Source organism: Streptomyces sp. NPDC050759 (assembly GCF_044456945.1).
In the GTDB taxonomy this organism is placed as follows: Bacteria; Actinomycetota; Actinomycetes; order Streptomycetales; family Streptomycetaceae; genus Streptomyces.
On record NZ_JBITGI010000014.1, the window covers coordinates 244,751 to 264,911 of the forward strand.

The window sequence follows — 20,161 nt, forward strand, 5'->3', positions numbered from 1 at the left end:
TTTATGGGGATGGCCGAACATTCAGATGGGGTAGGCAGGGCCGGTGCGGTCCTGGGGGGTTTGATGACTAGTGCAGTTGGTACTGCCGCGCGCCCTCGTCGGCGCAGGCGGGTCGTGGAGAACCACGGGCTTTTGCCGCAGCCGCCGGACGACGCCGAGAAGTACTCGTACACACGCCGTCACCTGTGGGTTCTGACGGCGGGCTCACTGATCAGTTTCGCGTGCCTGGCGGTGAGCCAGTTCCTGTTCACGGCGTCGAGTCCGTGGTTCTGGCTGACACTGCCGCTGCTGGCGTTCATCATCGCGGACTACCTGATCTCGCTGTACCTCGACGGGCTCAGCAAGGACTTCGACATCAAGGGGCACAAGCGCCTCGTCCGCGCGTGGCGGCCCGCCCGGTATCCGAGCGTGGACATCTTCCTGCCGGTGTGCGGTGAGCCCCTGGAGGTGCTCCACAACACCTGGGTCCATGTGAACCGGCTGGCCGGCAGCTATCAGGGCGTCGTGAAGACGTACGTCCTCGACGACGCCGCCGAGGACGAGGTCGGGGCCATGGCCGCCGACTTCGGGTTCCACTACGTGGTGCGGCCCAACCGCGGCTGGTTCAAGAAGGCCGGCAACCTCAACCACGCCTTCGAGAAGACCGACGGCGACCACATCCTCATCCTGGACGCCGACTTCGCGCCGCGCGCCGACCTGCTCGACGAGCTGCTGCCGCACATGGACGACGACGAGAAGGTCGCCATCGTGCAGTCGCCGCAGTTCTTCCGCATCGTCGACGCGCAGAACTGGATCGAGCGAGGCGCGGGCGCCGTGCAGGAGCAGTTCTACCGCTCCGTCCAGACCTCCCGTGAGGACCATGACGGGTCCATCTGCGTCGGCTCGTGCGCCATCTACCGGCGCGCGGCCCTGGAGCAGACCGGCGGCATCACGCTGATCGAGCACTCCGAGGACATGTACACCGGCTTCGATCTGCGGGCCCTCGGCTGGAAGCTGCGCTACGTGCCCGTCGCGCTGTCCGCCGGCGTGTGCCCGGACACGGCCGGTGCGTTCCACAACCAGCAGTACCGCTGGTGCATGGGCTCGCTGGAGCTGCTCACCAGCAAGCGGTTCTGGGAGATGGACCTGAAGTTCAAGACGCGGCTCTGCTACGTCTCGGGCTTCCTCTACTACCTCCAGACCGCGCTCGCCACGTTCATCGCGCCGATCATCCCGCTCGGCCTGATGATCCTTCGCCCGGACCTGATGCGGGCCGAGGCCACCCTCTGGGTGCTGCCGAGCGTCGCGTACGTCACGCTGGTGCTGCCGCTCTGGCACCGGGCGCCGTACCGGCTCGAAGCCTGGGCCGTCCGCGTCATGTACGGGTGGTCGCACGTCTTCGCCGTCTGGGACGTGATGCGGGGCCGCCCGATGGGCTGGAAGCCCACCGGTTCGGCGGGCGCCAAGAAGAACGGCATGCGCCGCTACTGGAACTGCATGATCTTCTGGACCGGCGGCACCGCCGTGGCCTGGATCCTCGTCGCGGCCTGGCGCATGCTCACCCTCTATCCGCCGGACTTCGCGCTGATGCTGTCCGCCGGCCTCTTCTACGCCATGGTCGTCGGCCGTGTTCTCGTCCAGCCGCATGCCCAGGAAGTGCAGGAAGCGACCGCATGAGTTTCTCCGTACGCCACGTACGAGCCCTGCGTCCCGTGCGGGCGCTGGCCGCCGTCCTGCTCGTCGGCGCGCTGTCGGCCGGATGCAGCACGTTCTCCGACGAGGGCCGCGCCCAGTACGAGCGCGGCCAGGGCGAGCAACCGGCCGCCACCGGCACGGCCGAGGCCACCGAGTCGGCGAAGCCCGAGCCGCCGTACGACGTGCGGCCGCTGCTGGAACCCAAGAAGAAGTACCTGGGTCTGGCCGCCGACGGTGCCCCCGCCAAGATGACAGCCGTCGAGGACTTCGCCAGGCGGGCCGGCAAGAAGCCCAACCTGCTGGAGTTCTACTCGGCCTGGGGCGACCAGTACGAGCAGCGGTTCGTGCAGAACGCCTGGGACTACGGCGCGGTGGCGTTCATCGCCTGGGAGCCGTTCAAGACGAGCATGAAGGACATCGCCGCGGGCAAGGAGGACGCGTACATCCACGAGTACGCGCAGTCCGTCAAGGAACTGAACCTGCCCGTGGCGATCAGCTTCGCGCACGAGATGAACGGCTTCTGGTACCCGTGGGGCACCAAGAAGACCACCCCGGCCGAGCTCACCGCCGCGTACAAGCACATCCACGACATCTTCGACGACGAGGGCGCCACCCAGGTCATCTGGGTGTGGAGCCCGAACGTCACCCACCCGATGCCGAACGTGAAGCTCAAGCCGTACTGGCCGGGCGACGACTACGTCGACTGGGTCGGTGTCATCGGCTACTACGGGGCCACCGGACCGAACACGTACCAGACGCTGTACGGGCCGACGATGACCCAGATCCGTACCTTCACGAAGAAACCGTTCATCATCGCGGAGACCGCCGCGCAGGCCGGTGAGCGCAAGCCCGCCGACATCAAGTCCCTCTTCCAGGGGACCGCCGAGCGCGACGACGTCATCGGGTTCGTCTGGTTCAACTTCGACAAGGAGACGGACTGGCGCATCAACAGCGGTCCGCTGTCCGAGAAGACCTTCAAGGAGCAGGCCGCGAACCCGGACTTCGGTTTCGATGTGACGAAGCCATGAGCGATCGAACCACGCCCACGTGGGCGGACGACTCCGAGTTGCATGACGAATACGCGTACGGGCAGCAGTACGGCGACGGCGGCCACGGATCCGCGCGGCAGGACCAGCAGCAGTACGGTCACACCGACGACAGCGGGCGGCGGTACGCGCAGCGGGAGAGCCTGCGGCAGTACGCGCAGCAGGCCCAGACCCGCCCCCAGGCGCGGCCGGCCCCGGACCAGGAACAGGCCGGCGGCTACCAGCCCGGCTATTTCACCGAGACCGGCAGCTGGCGCTTCGACGTCCACGGCCGGACGTCCTCGTACACCGACCAGCAGGCGTACGACACCTTCTCGCCCTTCGACCCGTACGCCTCCTACACCGCCGTCGAGCCGGAACCGGCCCCCACGGCCGCCGAGCCCGAGCCGCGGAAGGCCGGCTACACGCTGCCGCCCGTCCTGGAGTCGTCGTGGGCGGTGGACACGCGGCGAAGCAAGTTGCTCGGGCGCGGGGTGCTGCTGTGCATCCTGCTCGTGCAGGCGGGGCTCTCCCTGCGGCTGACCGGGACGGCCTTCCAGGACGAGGCGCTCTACATCGCGTCGGGCCACTACGAGCTGGCCAACCTGCTGCACGGCACCAAGCTGCCGGTGGACTTCGCGGCCTACTTCTCCGGGCACCCCAAGCTGTATCCGGTGCTCGCCGGCGCCGTGGACAGCCAGTTCGGCCTCGCCGGTGTACGCGTGGTCAGCCTGCTGTTCATGCTGGGTGCCACCACGCTGCTGTATTCGCTGACCCGGCGGATGTTCAACCTGCGCGCCGCGCTCGGCGCGGCCGCGCTCTTCTCGGTGCTGCAGTCGACGATGGTGCTCGGCAACTTCGCCACCTACGACGCCGCCGCCATCTTCCTGCTCGGACTGTCCGCCTGGGCGGTGGTGCGCACCGACCGGATGAAGGCCATGGCCGTGCTGCTCGCGGCACCGCCGGCCGCACTGGCGTTCGGCGTGAAGTACGCCTCCGGTCTGTACATCCCGACCCTGGTGATTCTCGCGGTGATCACCGCGCACCGGCACCGCGGCATTCGCGCACTGGGCCGTGGTCTGGTGCTGGGCACGGGCATCGCGGTCCTGCTCGGGATCGGCTACTACTTCTCCGGTCCGCTGGGCGGCATCAGTTCCACCACCACCGACCGTGCCAAGGGCACGGACGCGGCGGCGACGATGCTCCAGCACAGCGCGGAGTGGGGCGGACTGGTCTTCCTGGCCGCGCTCGGCGGCACGATCGCCTACGTGCTGCGCGCGCGGATGGGCGAGATGCCGTGGATCGGCGGCGAGACCTCGGGGCGCTTGCGGCGCGCCGCGCTCGGCCTGGTCCTGACGGGTACCGCGCTGCTCGCTCCCGCCTACCAGATCCACCTCCACACCGAGATCTCGCTCTACAAGCACGTCGGCTTCGGACTGTTCTTCGCCGCGCCGCTGGCCGGCCTCGGCATGGCCCGCCTGGTCGGTCCGCACTTCCGGCATCCGCAGCTCGGGATCATGCTGTACGTGGTGACACTGGTGTTCGGCATGGTGCAGGCCCAACGGGCGTACAGCTTCCCGGACTCCACGCAGATGACCTCGTACCTGCGCACGGTCGTCGACAAGAAGGGCACCTACCTCGCCGAGGAGCAGGAGGTCCCCGCCTACTACCTGCGGGACAAGACCAACTGGACGCAGTGGCAGAACTCCTACTTCATGGACTACCGCGGCAAGAACGGCAAGCAGTACACCGGCCCCGACGCGTTTCGGCAGGCCGTCCGTGACGGAAAGTTCGACGCGATCGTGATGCACGGCGACGTCAGCCCGGTGACGTACGAAGCGGTGAAGGAGGGGTTGAAGAACAACTCCCACTACCGGCTGGCGGCCGTGTTCCCGTACACCACGAGCAGCGGAGAGCACGCCTACCGGATTTGGGTGAAGCGATGAGTCCCCATGCCCCCGCTCCGTACGGTGGCGGGTACCCCGACGCCTCGGGCGGCCACGATCCCTACGCGGAACAGGGCGCCTACGCCGGGCAGGGCACGTACGCCGGCGGCCAGGGCGGCTATGCCGACCCGGGGCAGGGCACCTACGCCGACCCGGGCGCGTACGGCGCTCCCGGTCAGTACGCCGATCCGGGCAGGTATCCGGGCCGGCAGGACTCGTACGCCCCCGAGCCCGAGCCCGCCGCCGCGGAACCGGTCGACCCGCAGGCACCCGCGGACGAGCCGGCCGGCGAGGAGCCCGAGGGCCCGAAGGGCGGACGGCTCGCCACCGCGGCGGTCTTCCTGGTGCCCACGGCGCTCGCCATGGCCCTGATCCTGCGCGGGATCGGCGACCGCCAGCTGTGGCGCGACGAGCACGCCACCTGGTGGGCGGCGACGCTGTCCTTCCACGACCTGAGCCTGCTGATCCGCTCCATCGACGTCGTGTTCACGCCGTACTACGTGCTCATGCACCTCTGGATCGCCGTCGCCGGGGACTCCCCGACCGCGATGCGCATCCCCGGTGCGCTGGCCATGGCGGCCTCGGCGGGCCTGCTCGCCCTGCTCGGGCGGCGGCTGTTCACCACCCAGGCGGGACTGCTCGCGGGGCTTGCCTTCGCCGTCGTACCGGCCACCACGCGATTCGGGCAGGAGATCCGGCCGTACGCCTTCGCGGTGGCCGCGGTGCTGCTGTCGACACTGCTGCTCGCCAGGGCGCTGGACAAGCCGTCGTTCAAGGTGTGGGTCGCCTACACGCTGTCGGTGCCGCTGATCGGCTGGAGCCACCTGGCCTCGATGGCCGTCCTCGGCGCGCATCTGGTGATGATCCTCATCGCTCGGCGGGCCGGCGACAGGATCGTGGGCTGGGCCTATGCCGCGGCCTGCACGCTGGGCCTGTGCTTCGTCATTCCCATGGCCGTCTCCGGCTCGGGGCAGAGCGGACAGATCGCCTGGAACAATCCGGTGCTGAAGGACCTGATCGACTTCCCCAAGAACCTCTTCGGGTCCTGGGCGGTGGCCGTACCGATCATGGCGCTCGGCGTGCTCGGGTTGTTCTTCGCGGGACGGCGTGCCCTTCCGCTGGCCGTCTGGGTCGTGCTGCCGCCCGTGGCGACCTACGTCACCGCCGCGCAGCTGCACCTCTTCCTGCCGCGCTACCTGCTCTTCACCGCGCCCGCCTGGGTGCTGCTCGCGGCCGTCGCCGTGGTCCGCATCGCCGGGCCGGTGGCCGGGGCCAAGGCCGGTACGGGAGCGGCGGCGCGGCGAGGCCTCGGCTGGGTGCTCGTGGCGGCAGCGGTCGCCGGGATCGCCTTCCAGTCGCTGCCCGGCATCCGTGAGACCCGGCAGAACGCACTGGGCGAGCCCGACTTCCGCGGCGCCGCCCAGCTCATCGAGGCCGGGCAGAAGAAGGGCGACGGCATCGTCTTCAGCGGTGTGATGTCCGAGCGCCGGGCCATGGACTACGAACTGCGGGACGACGCGGGCCGCCCGCGTGACTCGCTGATGTACCGCACTCCGCAGGAACTGGGGTCGTTCGGCGCGCTCGAATGCCCGGATGCCGCGAAGTGCCTGGTCAAGGCCGACCGACTGTGGCTCGTGTCGACGACGCTCGACGGGCAGCCGTTCAGCGGGATGCCGAAGACCACCGCGACCACGATCCAGAAAGAGTTCCGCGTCGTGAGGACCCGGAAGCTCGACAACCTCCAGCTGGTGCTCCTCGAAAGGACACGTGCAGCCACGGACGATTCGTCCAAGGACGACGACGCGGCGAAGCGCAAGGTGCACATCTGAGCTGGTTCGCCGGAACAGCGGAAGGACCGCGTCCGGTGGGGGGCAACTGATTAGGGGAGGGAACGAAATGACGTATGACCTGGGGGGTGACCGCGTCACCGTGGTGATGCCCACCTACAACGAGGCGGCGAACCTGCCCCGCATGGCGGAGCTGGTCCTAGGCCTGCCGATCGACGGGCTGCATCTCAAGATCGTCGACGACTCGAGCCCGGACGGTACCGGGCGGATCGCCGAGGAGCTCGCCGAGAAGTACAACTGGGACGGGCGGCGCCGGATGAGCGTGCTGCACCGCACCGAGAAGGACGGCCTGGGGCGCGCGTACGTCGCCGGTATGAGTGCCGCGCTCGCCGAGGGCGCCGACTACGTCGTCCAGATGGACGCCGACGGCAGCCACCCGGTGGAAGCGGTCCCACGCATGCTCGGCACGGCCGTGGCCACGGGAGTCGGCCTGGTCGTCGGCAGCCGCTACGTGGAGGGCGGCTCGCTGGACGAGGAGTGGGGCAAGCACCGCGTCCTGCTGTCCCGCTTCGCCAACCGCTACGCCCGGACCGTGCTGGGCACGAAGATCCGGGACATCACGGCCGGCTTCAATCTGTGGTCGGCCGCCACGCTTCGTGACGTGGACCTCGCGACCCTGGACAGCGCCGGCTACAGCTTCCAGGTCGAGCTGAAGTTCAAGGCCGTCCGGGCCGGGCACAGCGCCGTCGAGATCCCGATCCGCTTCGAGGAGCGCACCGAGGGCGTCTCCAAGATGAGCCTCGGGACGCAGGTCGAGTCGGCGCTGGTGCCGCTGCGCCTGCGGATGCGCAACCGACGGGGCTGAGCGCAGCGGTGAGCAGCGGACGTCACGCGCTTCCCTCCCGGTGGGGGAAGCTGTACCGCGAGATCGCGAAGTTCGGCATGGTGGGTGCGTCGGGCTTCGTGGTCAATCTCGCGGTCTTCAACCTCATCAGGACCGGTACGGACTGGCAGACCGTCCGGGCGAGCGTCCTGGCCACGGTCGTCGCGATCCTGAGCAACTACCTCGGGCTGCGGTACTTCGCGTACCGCAAACGGGCCCAGGAGGACCGCAACAGCCGCAGGAAGGAGCTCACCCTCTTCCTGCTCTTCAGCGCGATCGGACTGGTCATCGAGAACTCGGTCCTCTATGCCACGACCTACGGGTTCGGCTGGGACGGCACGCTCGCCACCAACGTCAGCAAGTTCCTCGGCATCGGTGTGGCGACTCTCTTCCGCTTCTGGTCCTACCGCACCTGGGTCTTCAGGGCGACCGGGAGCCGGGAGACGGCCGACAGCCTGCCGGAACCCGTCATGCCGTATCCCGAGCCCGCCCTGAGCGGCTCCTGGGAGCGGACCTGAACGAACCGGACCCGGCGCGCCTCGGCGCGCCGGGTCACTCGTTCGCGGCCGCGGAAGCCTGTGCCTCGCCGCGCCGGTGGATCTGGCGGAAGGTGAACTCGGCCAGGTTGTCGCCGATGCCGAAGACCGCGGTGTCCTTCTCCGTGACGTTCTTGCCGCTGGCGAAGCCGGCGATGGTGAAGTAGGCGTAGCGGCCGTAGGAGTTCGAGGTCGTACGGCAGATCGCGGAGTTGCAGAAGGCCTTGACCGCGCCGCCGGACAGCGACTTGACGATGTCCTTCTTGGTGTTGACCTGGCTCTTCGCCTTCGCCGCCTGGGCCTCGGTGTCGAAGACGGCCACGCCGACCGTCACCGAGACGCCGTCCTTGGTGTAGCTGACCCGCATGAACTGGGTGCAGCTGTTGGCCTTCAGGATCTTTCCGAGGCTGGGCTGGACCGTGTCGCCGGCGGCGCAGTTCTTCGTGTCGGCCGTCGTCCCCTTCTTGTACACGGTCGAACCCATAGTCAGCTGGGTGCCCGGGAAGAGGATCTGCGCGCCGAGCGGAGCCGTGTCCTTGGCCTTGCTGGCGATGAAGTCCCTCGGGTCCAGCGGCGGCGGGGCGCTGGTCGGCGCGAACGACGGCGTGCTCCCGGTCGCACTCGGGATGTCGGCGGTCGCCGGCAGCGACGAGGTCGGGCTGTTCGCCTCGTCGTCGCCGTTCGCCGACACGACGGCCATCGCCACGGCGGTGCCTATCGCGACCGTGGCGACCGCGCCGCCGACGATGAGGAACAGCCGACGGCGCCTGTTGCGGATCTCGGACGCCTCGGCGAGCGCGGCCCAGTCCGGAGTCTGCTCGCCCCCGTCGCTGCCCCACGGCTGCTGCGACTGCGGTTTCCAGGGATCCCACTGGGACGGGGGTCCCCCCTGCTGCCCAAAGCTCATGGGGCGCATCTTAGACGGGGGACGGGAGGTGCCGGTGTGCCTCTCGCGCGGCTCCCGGGGACCTTTCCGGCAGGGGTGCACATCTCGGTCCCCGAGGTGCTCCCCGAGGTGCTGTGGCGCCTGCCGCGGCGGACTCGTTTTGACCCGTCCGGGGCAGCGCGGGTAACCTTGCGGTTTGTTATGCGTATCGGCTTGGTCGTTCTCACGCGAGAGGCCCTTACGTAGGTTCCCTGGAGCAGTTACCAGTGGGCGGCATACGGGCAGCGTCCCCGGCCATTGTCGTCCCCAGCTGCACGATCGCTTCAGTGATGCCATGTGTCAGCACCCATCCACTGAAGAAGAAGGCTGCGAAGTGCGTACGTACAGCCCCAAGCCCGGCGATGTGACTCGCCAGTGGCACGTCATTGACGCTCAGGACATCGTCCTGGGCCGTCTGGCCACCACCGCTGCGAACCTCCTCCGTGGCAAGCACAAGCCGACCTATGCCCCGCACATGGACATGGGCGACTTCGTCATCATCATCAACGCCGACAAGGTTCACCTGTCCGGCAACAAGAAGACCCAGAAGCTGGCGTACCGCCACTCCGGCTACCCGGGTGGTCTGCGCTCCGTCCGCTACGACGAGCTGCTGGCGAAGAACCCCGAGAAGGCCGTCGAGAAGGCCATCAAGGGCATGATCCCCAAGAACACCCTGGGCCGTCAGATGCTCTCCAAGCTGAAGGTCTACTCGGGCGACCAGCACCCGCACGCTGCCCAGCAGCCGGTGCCGTTCGAGATCACCCAGGTCGCGCAGTAGTTCCGGCCACCCCCTAAGACAGAAAAGAATCTGAGGAGCATCGTGGCCGAGACCACTGTTGAGCAGCCGGTCGAAGAGACCGAGACCGAGCTCGTCGACATCGACAGCTACACCACCGAGTCCGAGGTCCCCGTCGAGGGGGAGTACACCTCGGAGTCGCTCGCCGGCCGCTTCGGCGACCCCCAGCCGGCCGCCGGCCTGGGCCGTCGCAAGAACGCCATCGCCCGCGTCCGGATCGTCCCGGGCACCGGCAAGTGGAAGATCAACGGTCGCACCCTTGAGGACTACTTCCCCAACAAGGTGCACCAGCAGGAAGTCAACGAGCCCTTCAAGGTGCTCGAGCTCGAGGGCCGCTACGACATCATCGCCCGCATCTCGGGTGGCGGCGTCTCCGGTCAGGCCGGTGCGCTCCGTCTCGGTGTCGCCCGCGCGCTGAACGAGGCCGACGTGGACAACAACCGCGGCGCCCTCAAGAAGGCCGGCTTCCTCCGCCGCGACGACCGTGCGGTCGAGCGCAAGAAGGCCGGTCTCAAGAAGGCCCGCAAGGCCCCGCAGTACAGCAAGCGTTAATCTTCGCTGCCTGTTCTGCTTCGTACCTGCTCGTACCTGCGAGTCAGCAGTACGTCCGTTCGCCCCGGCGGCACGCCACAGTGCCGCCGGGGCGTTCGTTTTATCACAGCCTCAGGCGTATAACGGCACAAGGCGCTCAAAGGCTCATGTGATCGGATGATCTCCGTAACTGACGCTTCCTCAGGAGGACAAGTGGGACGACTCTTCGGCACGGACGGCGTGCGCGGTGTCGCCAACGCGGATCTGACGGCCGAGATGGCGCTCGGTCTGTCGGTCGCGGCGGCGCACGTGCTGGCCGAGGCGGGTACGTTCCAGGGCCACCGGCCGACGGCGGTGGTCGGACGGGATCCGCGCGCGTCCGGGGAGTTCCTGGAGGCCGCCGTGGTCGCGGGCCTCGCGAGCGCCGGCGTGGACGTGCTGAAGGTCGGTGTGCTGCCGACGCCCGCGGTGGCGTATCTCACGGGTGTGCTCGGCGCCGACCTCGGCGTCATGCTCTCCGCCAGCCACAACGCCATGCCGGACAACGGCGTCAAGTTCCTCGCCCGCGGCGGGCACAAGCTCGACGACGAGCTGGAGGAGCGCATCGAGGCGATCTACGACGCGCACCGGCACGGTGAGCCGTGGGAGCGGCCGACCGGCGGCGGCGTCGGCCGGGTCCGCGAGTACACCGAGGGCTTCGACAAGTACGTGGCGCATCTGATCGCCGTACTGCCGAACCGGCTCGACGGGCTGAAGATCGTCCTCGACGAGGCGCACGGCGCTGCCTCCTGGGTGTCGCCGGAGGCGTTCTCGCGGGCCGGCGCCGAGGTGATCACCATCGGTGCCCAGCCGGACGGGCTCAACATCAACGACGGGTGCGGCTCCACGCATCTCGGACTGCTGAAGGCCGCCGTCGTCGAGCACGGGGCGAACTTCGGCATCGCGCACGACGGGGACGCGGACCGGTGCCTCGCCGTCGACCACACCGGTGAGGAGGTGGACGGCGACCAGATCATGGCCGTGCTCGCGCTCGCGATGAGGGACCGGTCGGCGCTGCGGTCCGACACCGTCGTGGCGACGGTCATGTCGAACCTGGGGTTCAAACTGGCGCTGGAGCGGGAGGGGCTCCGGCTCGTCCAGACCGCCGTCGGGGACCGGTATGTGCTCGAGGAGATGAAGGAGCACGGATACGCCCTCGGGGGCGAGCAGTCCGGGCACGTCATCATTCTCGATCACGCCACGACCGGGGACGGGACGCTGACCGGGCTGATGCTGGCGGCTCGCGTCGCCGAGAGCGGGCGGTCGCTGAAGGAGCTGGCTTCCGTGATGGAGCGGCTGCCGCAGGTGCTGATCAATGTGCCCGATGTGGACCGGTCGAAGGTTTCGACGTCCGGGGAGCTGGCGGCGGCCGTGACCGAGGCCGAGCGTGAACTGGGTGCCACCGGGCGGGTGTTGTTGCGGCCGTCGGGGACCGAGCCGCTGGTTCGGGTGATGGTCGAGGCGGCGGACATCGATCAGGCGAGATCTGTTGCCGGGCGGCTTGCCGATGCGGTGAAGTCGGCGCTCGGCTGAACTGCCGGGTAGGGGCAGGGAGTTCTGTGCTTTGCGGGCCGCGGGTCCGTCGTGGCTTGTCGCGCCCACGCGGCGGAGCCGCATATCGGACAGAGCCCCGCGCCCCTTCAGGGGCGCTTTCGCCAGAGCCATTTCTGGGAGAGCAGGGTGAGGGTGCCCGCCAGGACGATGCCCAGGAGGTTCAGCAGGAGCTGTTCTGTTGAACCCCAGGCCTGCTTGTACTCGTTGTAGCTGAAGGCGACCGCGGCGTTGGCGGCTGCCGGGACCGTCGTCACCGAGATGGCCACGCCCACCAGGGCGCCCGACTTGGCCGAGGTCAGGGACAAGGTGCCCGCGCAGCCGGCGAGGACGGCCACGACGAAGGAGAACCAGTCGGGCCGGTAGATGAAGTTCGTGTTGGGGCGCAGGGCGTCCAACTGCTCGGCGCTGAACAGGCTCACGGAGTCCATGAAGTAGCTGAAGCCCACCGTGACGAGCATCGCCACCGCGAAGCCCATGAGGAGGGCGTTCAGCGAGCGCAGTGCCAGGCGGGGATGGCGCTGGACGATCGCCGTGCTGAAGGCCGCCAGGGGGCCGAACTCCGGGCCCACCGCCATCGCGCCCACGATCAGGATCGCGTTGTCCAGCACCACACCGCAGGCCGCGATCATCGTGGCCAGGGTGATGAACGCGAGATAGGTGATGGAGAGGGTCGACTCCTCGTGCGTCGCGTCCGTCAGTTGCTCCCACAGGACCGCGTCCGCGCCCTCGCCGGGTGCCTCCGCCTCCGCCTTGTCCGCGCGCTTGGAGAGCGACAGGTCGATGTTCTCGACGGCGATGGAGCCGGTCGTGTCGAGGTCCAACTTCCGCAACTCGCCGATGAGTTCGTCGCCCGCCTCGCGGGCCACGTCGCACATCACGACGTCGCCGACGGGGTTGCGGGCGGTGCCCGGCATCACGACGACGTGCGTGGCACCGACCGTCTTCTCGATCAGGCGGACCACGTCGTCGGTCTTCTCGGCCGGGGTGATCAGGCGCAGGTGCAGCATGGCGCCTATCTAACAGGCCTTCGCCACGGGGTCACAGCTTGCGGAGGCTGAGCTTGCGCACCTTGTGGTCCTGGCCCTTGCGGATGACGAGGGTGGCGCGGCCGCGGGTGGGGGCGATGTTCTCCACCAGGTTGGGCTTGTTGATGGTGCGCCAGAGGGTGCGGGCGTAGTCGACCGCCTCCTCCTCCGAGACCTGGGTGTACTTCCTGAAGTACGAGTCGGGGTTCTGGAAGGCGGTCCGGCGGAGCTTCCTGAACCGGCTGAGATACCAGCGCTCGATGTCCTCGGCGCTCGCGTCGACGTACACGCTGAAGTCGAAGTAGTCGGCGAGACCGACGCGGGTGCGGCCGTCCGTGCCGGGGAGGGCGGGCTGCAGGACGTTGAGGCCCTCGACGATCAGGATGTCGGGGCGGCGCACGGTGAGCCGCTGGTCCGGGACGATGTCGTAGATCAGGTGGGAGTAGACGGGGGCGGTGACCTCGTCCTTGCCCGCCTTGATGTCGGCGACGAAACGGGTCAGCGCGCGGCGGTCGTACGACTCCGGGAAACCCTTGCGCGACATGAGCCCGCGGGCCTCCAGCTCCTTGGTCGGCAGCAGGAAACCGTCGGTCGTGACCAGCTCCACACGCGGGTGCTCGGGCCAGCGGGAGAGCAGGGCCTGGAGGAGGCGGGCGACGGTCGACTTCCCGACGGCGACCGATCCCGCGACGCCTATGACGAACGGGGTGCCCGACTGGGAGCCCTGCTCACCCAGGAAGGTGTTCAGGGCGCCTCGGAGGCCGTCCGTGGCGCCGACGTAGAGGTTGAGGAGCCGGGACAGCGGGAGGTAGATGTCCCGCACCTCGTCGAGGTCGATGACGTCACCGAGGCCGCGCAGCTTCTCGACCTCTTCGGCGTTCAGCGGGAGTGGCGTTTTCTCGCGCAGCGCGCTCCACTCCGCGCGGGTGAGGTCGACGTAGGGAGTCGCCTCCGGCTTGTGCCGGTGGGCGCTCCGGGGCATCGGGGAGACCGGAGAGATCACAGTCCATTGTTAACGGAGTTTGAACGGGGTGGGGGGTGGGGTGGGTCACGTCGGGCCCCGGTCATGTGCTGCTGCCCCCGCCCCAATATCCGGAATCGGGCACGAAGTGCCGTGTTTCGACGGCTCCCGGCGCCTAGGCTGCCGCGCATGTGCGGAATCGTGGGATACGTGGGGTCGCAGTCGGCGCTCGATGTCGTGATGGCCGGACTGAAGCGGCTGGAGTACCGGGGGTACGACTCGGCAGGTGTCGCCGTGCTGGCGGACGGCGGGTTGGCGGCGGCGAAGAAGGCCGGGAAGCTGGTCAATCTGGAGAAGGAGCTGGTGGACCGGCCGTTGCCGACGGGTCTCACCGGTATCGGGCACACCCGGTGGGCCACGCACGGCGGGCCGACGGATGCCAACGCGCATCCTCATCTGGACAACGCGGGCCGGGTCTCCGTCGTCCACAACGGCATCATCGAGAACTTCGCGGTGCTGCGGGCCGAGCTGGAGGACCGGGGACACGAGCTGGCCTCCGAGACGGACACGGAGGTGGTCGCGCACCTGCTCGCCGAGGAGTTCTCGGTGACGGCCGACCTCGCGGAGGCGATGCGGCTGGTGTGCCGGCGGCTGGAGGGGGCCTTCACGCTGGTGGCCGTACACGCCGATGAACCGGACGTCGTCGTGGGCGCCCGGCGGAACTCGCCGCTGGTGGTCGGCGTCGGTGAGGGCGAGGCGTTTCTGGCGTCGGATGTGGCGGCCTTCATCGCCCACACCCGCTCCGCGATCGAGCTCGGCCAGGACCAGGTCGTCGAACTGCGGCGCGACGGCGTGACGGTGACGGGCTTCGACGGCCGCCCCGCCGACGTCCAGCCGTACCACGTCGACTGGGACGCCTCCGCCGCGGAGAAGGGCGGCTACGACTACTTCATGCTCAAGGAGATCGCCGAGCAGCCGAAGGCGGTCGCCGACACGCTGCTCGGCCGTATCGACGCGGCCGGGTCCCTGACGCTGGACGAGGTCCGGATCTCCGCCGCCGAGCTGCGGGAGGTGGACAAGGTCGTCATCGTCGCCTGCGGTACGGCCTTCCACGCGGGGATGATCGCCAAGTACGCCATCGAGCACTGGACCCGTATCCCCTGCGAGGTGGAGCTGGCGAGCGAGTTCCGCTACCGGGACCCGATCCTCGGCCCGCGGTCCCTCGTGATCGCGATCTCCCAGTCCGGGGAGACCATGGACACCCTCATGGCGCTACGGCACGCCCGCGAGCAGGGTTCCAGGGTCCTGGCGATCTGCAACACCAACGGGTCGACGATCCCCCGGGAGTCGGACGCGGTGCTGTACACGCACGCGGGGCCCGAGGTCGCCGTGGCGTCGACGAAGGCCTTCCTGACGCAGCTCGTGGCGTGTTACCTGGTGGCGCTGTACCTGGGGCAGGTGCGGGGGACCAAGTGGGGCGACGAGATCTCCGCCGTCGTCCGGGACCTGTCGCACATCTCCGGTGAGGTCGAGCGCGTGCTGGAGACGATGGAACCGGTGCGCGCGCTGGCGCGGTCACTGGCCGACAAGGACACCGTGCTGTTCCTCGGGCGGCACGTCGGGTATCCGGTGGCGCTGGAGGGCGCGCTGAAGCTCAAGGAACTCGCCTATATGCACGCCGAGGGCTTCGCGGCGGGGGAGTTGAAGCACGGGCCGATCGCGCTGATCGAGGAGGACCTGCCGGTCGTGGTGGTCGTGCCCTCGCCCCGGGGGCGGTCGGTGATCCACGACAAGATCGTGTCCAACATCCAGGAGATCCGGGCCCGGGGTGCGCGGACGATCGTGATCGCGGAGGAGGGGGACGAGGCGGTGGTGCCGTACGCCGATCACCTGATCCGCATTCCGGCCACGCCGACCCTGCTGCAGCCGCTGGTGGCGACCGTGCCACTGCAGGTGTTCGCGTGCGAGCTGGCCACCGCCCGGGGCAACGAGGTGGACCAGCCGAGGAACCTGGCGAAGTCGGTCACTGTGGAGTAGTCACTGCGGAGTGGCCGGCTGCCCGGTCCGGTACAGGCTGCGGGCGGCGCGGAGCAGCCAGAACTCCAGCGCGCATCCGGGGAGCGCGGCGAATCCGATCCCGGGTTCATCGATTCCGTTGACGACGAGGGTGACGAGGAGCACGGGCCACAGTGTGGCCAGCGCGGTCACGAACACGAAGTGGCCCGACACCCGTCCGGCCGCCCTCGCCCTTTGGCCTTCGGTCCGCTGGGACTCGTCCGCCGGGGTCGGCGCGGCGGGGGCCGTCCGTTCGCGCGGCTGCGGGATCTCCTCGGCCGGGCGGGCCGGAAGGGGTACGACCGCGGCGGCGGGAACCGCCTTGTCCAGTACGGCGATCCGCTCGGCCGTGACATCCCCGTACAGGGTCGGCTCCACGTCCACGCCGAAGCCGTCGAGGCCGGTCAGGCACCGGGCCCCGTCGGGGCGGGTGGTCATCGCGGCACAGCCGTCGTACCGCACGGTGACCAGTCCGCCCGGCGTCGACAGCGTCACGCCCGCCTCCCCGATGATCAGCGTGACGTCGTCGTCCTCCAGGGACGGGTGCAGGGTGCCGGAGACCCCGGACGGCGAGAATCGGGGGGCCGGGGTGAGGCCCGCCCAGTCGGCGCCCCGGGCCGGCACCTGGAGCAGCCCGCCGTCCCACGCCTCATGGGCGACCTCGCGAAGGTCGGCGACGCCGACTGCCTGGAGTTCGGCCCTGTGCTGCTCAGGGGTCAGGATCGGGTGGCCGATCAGCAGGCTGAGCGCGTACGACGGCAGCAGGGCCGCGCCGAGGTCGGGGGCGTCGTAGCGCTTGAGCAACTTCCCGCGCGCGGAGTCCAGTTCGGCCTGATCGATGCGGCCCGCGCGCAGTCGGGCGAAGACGTCGACGAAGCCGCCGACCGCGGCGTCCTGCTTCTGCGGCAGCGCGTCGGCGTACGCGGTCAGGGTGGCGAAGTCGGTGTCGCGCGGGGAGTAGTCGGCCTCCGCCGAGTACGAGTAGCCGCCCTTCTGGCGCAGGTCCTGGAAGAGGGCGCGGCCCAGCACCTCGGCGAACACGGCGGCCGCGGTGGAGCGGCGCAGCACGGAGGTGAAGACGAGGTGGCCGTCCTCGCCGCGGAGGTAGGCGGGCGTGACGGGGAGCGCGCTGGACGGGGCCGGGGTGGGGAAACGGCCGCCGGCGGGCAGGGTGAGGTCCAGGCCGTCGGGTACGCGGTCCGCGGTGAGGAACAGCACGGCGTTGTCCCGGGTGAAGCGGGTCTCGGCCCAGTGCCGCACCTGGTCGGCCGTCAGGGTCCGGGTGCCGAGCTCGTCGTAACTGGACAGGCCGTAGCCCTGGGCGCCGTACCGCCACAGCGGCATCTGGGACAGAGCGCCCTTCCCGCGGCTGCCCGCCTCCGTGCGCAGGATCTCCTTCTCCGTCTCCAGACGGTCCATCGGCAGGTCGCGCAGCGCCGCGCAGACGCTGTTGAGGTACGTGACGACCTCGGCCTCGTCGCCGGTGACGTGGAAGAGGGTGTACGTGCTCGCCGTCGCGCCGTTGTAGTGCAGGTCGGACAGGCCCAGGCGGTACAGGGCGAGATGCTCCACGAGATGCGTGATGCCGGAGGTCGGCAGGGTCTCGTCGGCGTGGCCCACCCGGAAGACGAGACCGGCGGTGATCTCGCCGGGGCGCGGGGCGAAGAGGGTGGGGATGCCGTGGACGGTGGTGTGGCGGACGGTGCCGTCGAGGGCGCCGAGTGCGTCGAGGGCGGTCGCGGTCGGGGCGTACGTGGACGTGTCGTCGTGTGTGGTCATGGGCGTCTCCTCCCTCAGAGCGTCGCCGGCGCGGCGGTGCGGTACTCCGTGAACCGGGTCTTCCAGTCGGGCAGGTACCGCCAGAAGGACTCGGAGGCGGTGTCGCCCAAGGCGGTGAAGTGCCGGGCGGCGTCCTCGAGATGGCCGCCGAGGGAGAAGGCCAGGGCGAAGGTGCTGTGGCCTTCGATCCGGTGCCAGCCGGGGCGGTGGTGGGGGTGCAGTACGGAGCGCTGGGCGGCGTGGCGCAGGTCGTTGCGGACGGCCACGTCCCGGAGGTACTCCGTCACCTTGGCGCCGGTGAGATCCACGCAGTGCTCGATGTGGGCCTGGGCGACCAGGACTCCGGCGAGCGAGCCGTCCGGTGCGGCGTTCGTGCACTCCTGGGCGAAGCCGTGCGCGGCCTCCCACGAACCGCCCCACTTGGGGCACAGCTGCTGCAGCAACTGCGACTGCGCGCGGAAGTGGTGCGGGTGGTGCTCCGCGAGCCGGTCGTAGCGCCGCCGGGCCTCGGACTGCCCGAGCACCAGCCCGCGGGCGGTCGGCAGCCGGGCCGTCCACGCCGGGACGTACGCCGGATGCTCCGCACACACCTCGATCAGCAGCAGTTCCGCCTTGCGCAGCCAGTCGTGGAACTGCTCGGCCCGGTCCCACGGGACGTCGTCGCCGGAGGCGTGACCGCGGGCGCGCCAGCCGAGGTGGATGTACCGCTCGGCGAGGAGGGTGCGGGGGAGCGGGTCGGTGGGCTGAGCCTTCGCGGCCTTCTCCAGGAACCACTCGGTCCGCTCGACACCGGCGAGGAGCGCTGCCGCGAAGGAGACGTCGTCGGCGGAGGGGATCTTCTGGAAGAAGGCCTGCGTGGCTTCCCAGTCGCCGTCCCAGGCGGCGGTGCGCAGCGGGGCGAGTTCGGGCACGGCGTCGAACGGGTCGGTCACCGGTGGTCTGGCCCCGCCGACAGTACTTTCGCCCATACGACGGTCCCCCTGGCCTGGTCGATACGCGGTGCTGCGCAGGCTAGCAGGAGGGGTTACGCGGGGTTACTGGGTTTTGGGGGCGCTCTTGAGGGCGTTGAGGAAGGCGGCGAAGGTGGGGGTGGTGAGGGTGAGGGTGGCTCGGGTGGGGGACTTGGAGTCGCGGATGGATACGTGGGTCGGGGAGTTGGCTATCTCGACGCATTCGTTGCCGTCGCCCTCGCCCGAGTAGGAAGACTTCTGCCAGTGGTCCATGGAGGGCTCACAGCTCCTTTGCCAGTCTGTGGATGAAGTCGCGGGACTCGTTCGGTTCGAGTGATACGGCCTCCACCATATGGAAGCGAGTTCGGTAAATGTTGAGTTGCGCCTCGGAGTCGATGAGGACCGAGCCATGAGGCGCGTCTCGTACCACGGTGTCCAGCTTGGGCAGAGGGCCACCTGCGTACGTCATCGTGCTGGAAGCGGCAAAGTCGTCCAGGTCGAACGGAATGGCTCGCAAGGTGACGTGCTCTGCTTCGGAGAGCTCAAGGAGCCGTGCGAGCTGGGCCCTTGAGGTGGCACGATCTTTGACCCTGATACGAAGCGCTGCCTCATGGACCAGTGCCTGGTATGGGATGGCGATCTTCTGGCGCGCCTTGCGGTGCTGGATGCGCAGCTCAAGCTCTTCATGAGGGAGTTCGGGCAGCCTGGACGAGAAGACGGCACGGGCGTAGCCCTCCGTCTGCAACAGGCCCGGCACATACAGGACGGCTACGTGGTGCAGGAACCGGGCATGGTGCTCCAGCTCCGACAAGTCGAGGAAGGGCGTGGGCAGCAGGCCCCGGTACTCCTCCCACCAGCCGCGTGTCCGGTCGGTGGCAATGGAGACCAGAGCTTCGATGAACTCCTGGTCGGTGCAGGCGTAGTGGGAGGCGAGGCGGCGCACCCGCTGCTCGCTCACGCCGGTGATGCCGGATTCGATGTGGGTGATCTGAACCCGGTTCACCCCTAGCAGTGCCGCGGCCTCGATGGTGGTCAGCCCCGCAGCTTCACGGAGCCTTCGGAGTTCGACTCCCAGGCGCATCTGACGTGCGGTTGGTTCGCGCCTCTGGACCATCTACGGCTCCTCGTTCGGGGTCGGATTACGCGATCGCCTTGCTCCGACACACATGTTACCCCTACTGTCTGTGACGCAACGAACACGCTACGGAAGCGCACCGCTCCGCCCTGCCATGGCGATCGCGGCACTGCCACCGCAGCCAATCCCCCTCCAAGTGAACGGAGTTGACGTATGCCCGAAAACGACCCCTGGGAGTACACCCTGTACATCCCGAACGACGTCCGAGCCGTCACCGTCGCCCGCCGCACCCTCCGCCTGATCCTCACGCTGCACGGCCTGATCCGCCTGACCGACACCGCGGAGCTACTCGCGGCGGAGTTGGTCTCCAATGCCGTACGCCATACGAAAGGACCGGCCGCCCTGCGGGTGCGCTGGACGGCGGGGGTGCTGCGGATCGGGGCGTGGGACGCGGACCCCGAACCTCCTGAGCCGCCGGGTGAGTTGGGGGTGCTGGGGGAGGAGGGGAGGGGGCTGGCGTTGGTGCGGGCCTGCGCGGATCTGTGGGGGTGGCAGCCGTTGGCCAGGCACGGCAACCGGGGGAAGTACGTGTGGTGCGAGCTGGCCGCGGCCTGACCGGC

The 20,161-nt window shown here is 69.1% G+C and carries 18 protein-coding genes; 11 read left to right on the forward strand and 7 right to left on the reverse strand.

The features are described 5' to 3' along the window. The first annotated feature begins 63 nt into the window (after positions 1-63). The 6 genes from ACIBJB_RS34770 (at position 64) to ACIBJB_RS34795 (ending at position 7,833) form a co-directional block, all read left to right on the forward strand. On the forward strand, positions 64-1,656 hold the full coding sequence (locus ACIBJB_RS34770) for a glycosyltransferase family 2 protein (protein WP_398936600.1): 1,593 nt from the start codon (positions 64-66) through the stop codon (positions 1,654-1,656). Then, complete coding sequence (locus tag ACIBJB_RS34775; RefSeq protein ID WP_398936602.1) at positions 1,653-2,702, forward strand: glycoside hydrolase family 26 protein; 1,050 nt, start codon at positions 1,653-1,655, stop codon at positions 2,700-2,702. Before ACIBJB_RS34770 ends, ACIBJB_RS34775 begins: the two co-directional genes overlap by 4 nt. Continuing rightward, entirely contained in the window at positions 2,699-4,645 is a 1,947-nt protein-coding gene (locus ACIBJB_RS34780) for an ArnT family glycosyltransferase (RefSeq protein WP_398936604.1), read from the forward strand. Before ACIBJB_RS34775 ends, ACIBJB_RS34780 begins: the two co-directional genes overlap by 4 nt. Continuing rightward, positions 4,642-6,474, forward strand: a complete 1,833-nt coding sequence (locus ACIBJB_RS34785) for a glycosyltransferase family 39 protein (protein WP_398936605.1) — start codon at positions 4,642-4,644, stop codon at positions 6,472-6,474. The genes ACIBJB_RS34780 and ACIBJB_RS34785 overlap by 4 nt, the downstream gene beginning before the upstream one ends. Positions 6,475-6,541: 67 nt before the next feature. Next, positions 6,542-7,297 (forward strand): polyprenol monophosphomannose synthase, encoded by a 756-nt coding sequence (locus tag ACIBJB_RS34790; protein WP_398936607.1) that lies wholly within the window; start codon positions 6,542-6,544, stop codon positions 7,295-7,297. Between the two features lie 8 nt (positions 7,298-7,305). Next, on the forward strand, positions 7,306-7,833 hold the full coding sequence (locus tag ACIBJB_RS34795) for a GtrA family protein (RefSeq protein ID WP_398936609.1): 528 nt from the start codon (positions 7,306-7,308) through the stop codon (positions 7,831-7,833). 34 nt (positions 7,834-7,867) lie between these two features. On the opposite strand, the gene ACIBJB_RS34800 is transcribed toward ACIBJB_RS34795, so the two are convergent. After that, positions 7,868-8,758 (reverse strand): hypothetical protein, encoded by an 891-nt coding sequence (locus tag ACIBJB_RS34800; protein WP_398936611.1) that lies wholly within the window; start codon positions 8,756-8,758, stop codon positions 7,868-7,870. Positions 8,759-9,110: 352 nt separating this feature from the next. Here ACIBJB_RS34800 and rplM point away from each other — a divergent pair, with 352 nt between their 5' ends. The 3 genes from rplM to glmM all read left to right on the forward strand — a co-directional run bounded on the left by rplM (position 9,111) and on the right by glmM (position 11,675). Further along, positions 9,111-9,554 (forward strand): 50S ribosomal protein L13, encoded by a 444-nt coding sequence (gene rplM, locus ACIBJB_RS34805; RefSeq protein ID WP_045559465.1) that lies wholly within the window; start codon positions 9,111-9,113, stop codon positions 9,552-9,554. Between the two features lie 42 nt (positions 9,555-9,596). Continuing rightward, positions 9,597-10,124, forward strand: coding sequence for a 30S ribosomal protein S9 (gene rpsI / locus ACIBJB_RS34810; RefSeq protein WP_398936613.1), 528 nt, complete (start codon positions 9,597-9,599; stop codon positions 10,122-10,124). Positions 10,125-10,316: 192 nt separating this feature from the next. After that, a complete protein-coding gene (gene glmM, locus ACIBJB_RS34815) occupies positions 10,317-11,675 on the forward strand; it encodes a phosphoglucosamine mutase (protein ID WP_398936615.1) in 1,359 nt (452 codons plus the stop codon). A gap of 107 nt (positions 11,676-11,782) precedes the next feature. Here the strand turns inward: glmM and ACIBJB_RS34820 are convergent, their stop codons facing one another. Together ACIBJB_RS34820 and coaA are read right to left on the reverse strand one after the other, a co-directional pair. Further along, entirely contained in the window at positions 11,783-12,703 is a 921-nt protein-coding gene (locus ACIBJB_RS34820; RefSeq protein ID WP_398936617.1) for a DUF389 domain-containing protein, read from the reverse strand. 31 nt (positions 12,704-12,734) lie between these two features. Next, on the reverse strand, positions 12,735-13,703 hold the full coding sequence (gene coaA, locus ACIBJB_RS34825) for a type I pantothenate kinase (RefSeq protein ID WP_398936619.1): 969 nt from the start codon (positions 13,701-13,703) through the stop codon (positions 12,735-12,737). 168 nt (positions 13,704-13,871) lie between these two features. Here coaA and glmS point away from each other — a divergent pair, with 168 nt between their 5' ends. After that, a complete protein-coding gene (glmS, locus tag ACIBJB_RS34830; protein ID WP_398936622.1) occupies positions 13,872-15,719 on the forward strand; it encodes a glutamine--fructose-6-phosphate transaminase (isomerizing) in 1,848 nt (615 codons plus the stop codon). On the opposite strand, the gene ACIBJB_RS34835 is transcribed toward glmS, so the two are convergent. The 4 genes from ACIBJB_RS34835 to ACIBJB_RS34850 all read right to left on the reverse strand — a co-directional run bounded on the left by ACIBJB_RS34835 (position 15,720) and on the right by ACIBJB_RS34850 (position 19,580). After that, positions 15,720-17,516 (reverse strand): M16 family metallopeptidase, encoded by a 1,797-nt coding sequence (locus tag ACIBJB_RS34835; protein ID WP_398936625.1) that lies wholly within the window; start codon positions 17,514-17,516, stop codon positions 15,720-15,722. A 14-nt stretch (positions 17,517-17,530) separates the two neighbouring features. Next, on the reverse strand, positions 17,531-18,484 hold the full coding sequence (locus tag ACIBJB_RS34840) for a hypothetical protein (protein WP_398936627.1): 954 nt from the start codon (positions 18,482-18,484) through the stop codon (positions 17,531-17,533). A gap of 66 nt (positions 18,485-18,550) precedes the next feature. Next, complete coding sequence (locus ACIBJB_RS34845; protein ID WP_398936629.1) at positions 18,551-18,739, reverse strand: DUF397 domain-containing protein; 189 nt, start codon at positions 18,737-18,739, stop codon at positions 18,551-18,553. A 7-nt stretch (positions 18,740-18,746) separates the two neighbouring features. Next, positions 18,747-19,580 carry a helix-turn-helix domain-containing protein gene (locus ACIBJB_RS34850; RefSeq protein ID WP_398936631.1) on the reverse strand — a complete coding sequence of 278 codons (834 nt, stop codon included), beginning with the start codon at positions 19,578-19,580 and terminating at the stop codon, positions 18,747-18,749. Positions 19,581-19,754: 174 nt separating this feature from the next. Between ACIBJB_RS34850 and ACIBJB_RS34855 the strand changes: the two genes are divergently transcribed. Then, a complete protein-coding gene (locus tag ACIBJB_RS34855) occupies positions 19,755-20,156 on the forward strand; it encodes an ATP-binding protein (RefSeq protein WP_398936633.1) in 402 nt (133 codons plus the stop codon). Positions 20,157-20,161: the final 5 nt, after the last annotated feature.

Excerpts from the sequence above, each read along its gene's own strand:
- ACIBJB_RS34770 (WP_398936600.1), top strand. The coding sequence starts at position 64 with ATGACTAGTGCAGTTGGTACTGCCGCGCGCCCTCGTCGGCGCAGGCGG.
- ACIBJB_RS34775 (WP_398936602.1), top strand. The coding sequence starts at position 1,653 with ATGAGTTTCTCCGTACGCCACGTACGAGCCCTGCGTCCCGTGCGGGCG.
- ACIBJB_RS34780 (WP_398936604.1), top strand. The coding sequence starts at position 2,699 with ATGAGCGATCGAACCACGCCCACGTGGGCGGACGACTCCGAGTTGCAT.
- ACIBJB_RS34785 (WP_398936605.1), top strand. The coding sequence starts at position 4,642 with ATGAGTCCCCATGCCCCCGCTCCGTACGGTGGCGGGTACCCCGACGCC.
- ACIBJB_RS34790 (WP_398936607.1), top strand. The coding sequence starts at position 6,542 with ATGACGTATGACCTGGGGGGTGACCGCGTCACCGTGGTGATGCCCACC.
- ACIBJB_RS34800 (WP_398936611.1), bottom strand. The coding sequence starts at position 8,758 with ATGAGCTTTGGGCAGCAGGGGGGACCCCCGTCCCAGTGGGATCCCTGG.
- ACIBJB_RS34820 (WP_398936617.1), bottom strand. The coding sequence starts at position 12,703 with ATGCTGCACCTGCGCCTGATCACCCCGGCCGAGAAGACCGACGACGTG.
- coaA (WP_398936619.1), bottom strand. The coding sequence starts at position 13,703 with ATGCCCCGGAGCGCCCACCGGCACAAGCCGGAGGCGACTCCCTACGTC.
- glmS (WP_398936622.1), top strand. The coding sequence starts at position 13,872 with ATGTGCGGAATCGTGGGATACGTGGGGTCGCAGTCGGCGCTCGATGTC.
- ACIBJB_RS34835 (WP_398936625.1), bottom strand. The coding sequence starts at position 17,516 with ATGACCACACACGACGACACGTCCACGTACGCCCCGACCGCGACCGCC.
- ACIBJB_RS34840 (WP_398936627.1), bottom strand. The coding sequence starts at position 18,484 with ATGGGCGAAAGTACTGTCGGCGGGGCCAGACCACCGGTGACCGACCCG.
- ACIBJB_RS34845 (WP_398936629.1), bottom strand. The coding sequence starts at position 18,739 with ATGGACCACTGGCAGAAGTCTTCCTACTCGGGCGAGGGCGACGGCAAC.
- ACIBJB_RS34850 (WP_398936631.1), bottom strand. The coding sequence starts at position 19,580 with ATGGTCCAGAGGCGCGAACCAACCGCACGTCAGATGCGCCTGGGAGTC.
- ACIBJB_RS34855 (WP_398936633.1), top strand. The coding sequence starts at position 19,755 with ATGCCCGAAAACGACCCCTGGGAGTACACCCTGTACATCCCGAACGAC.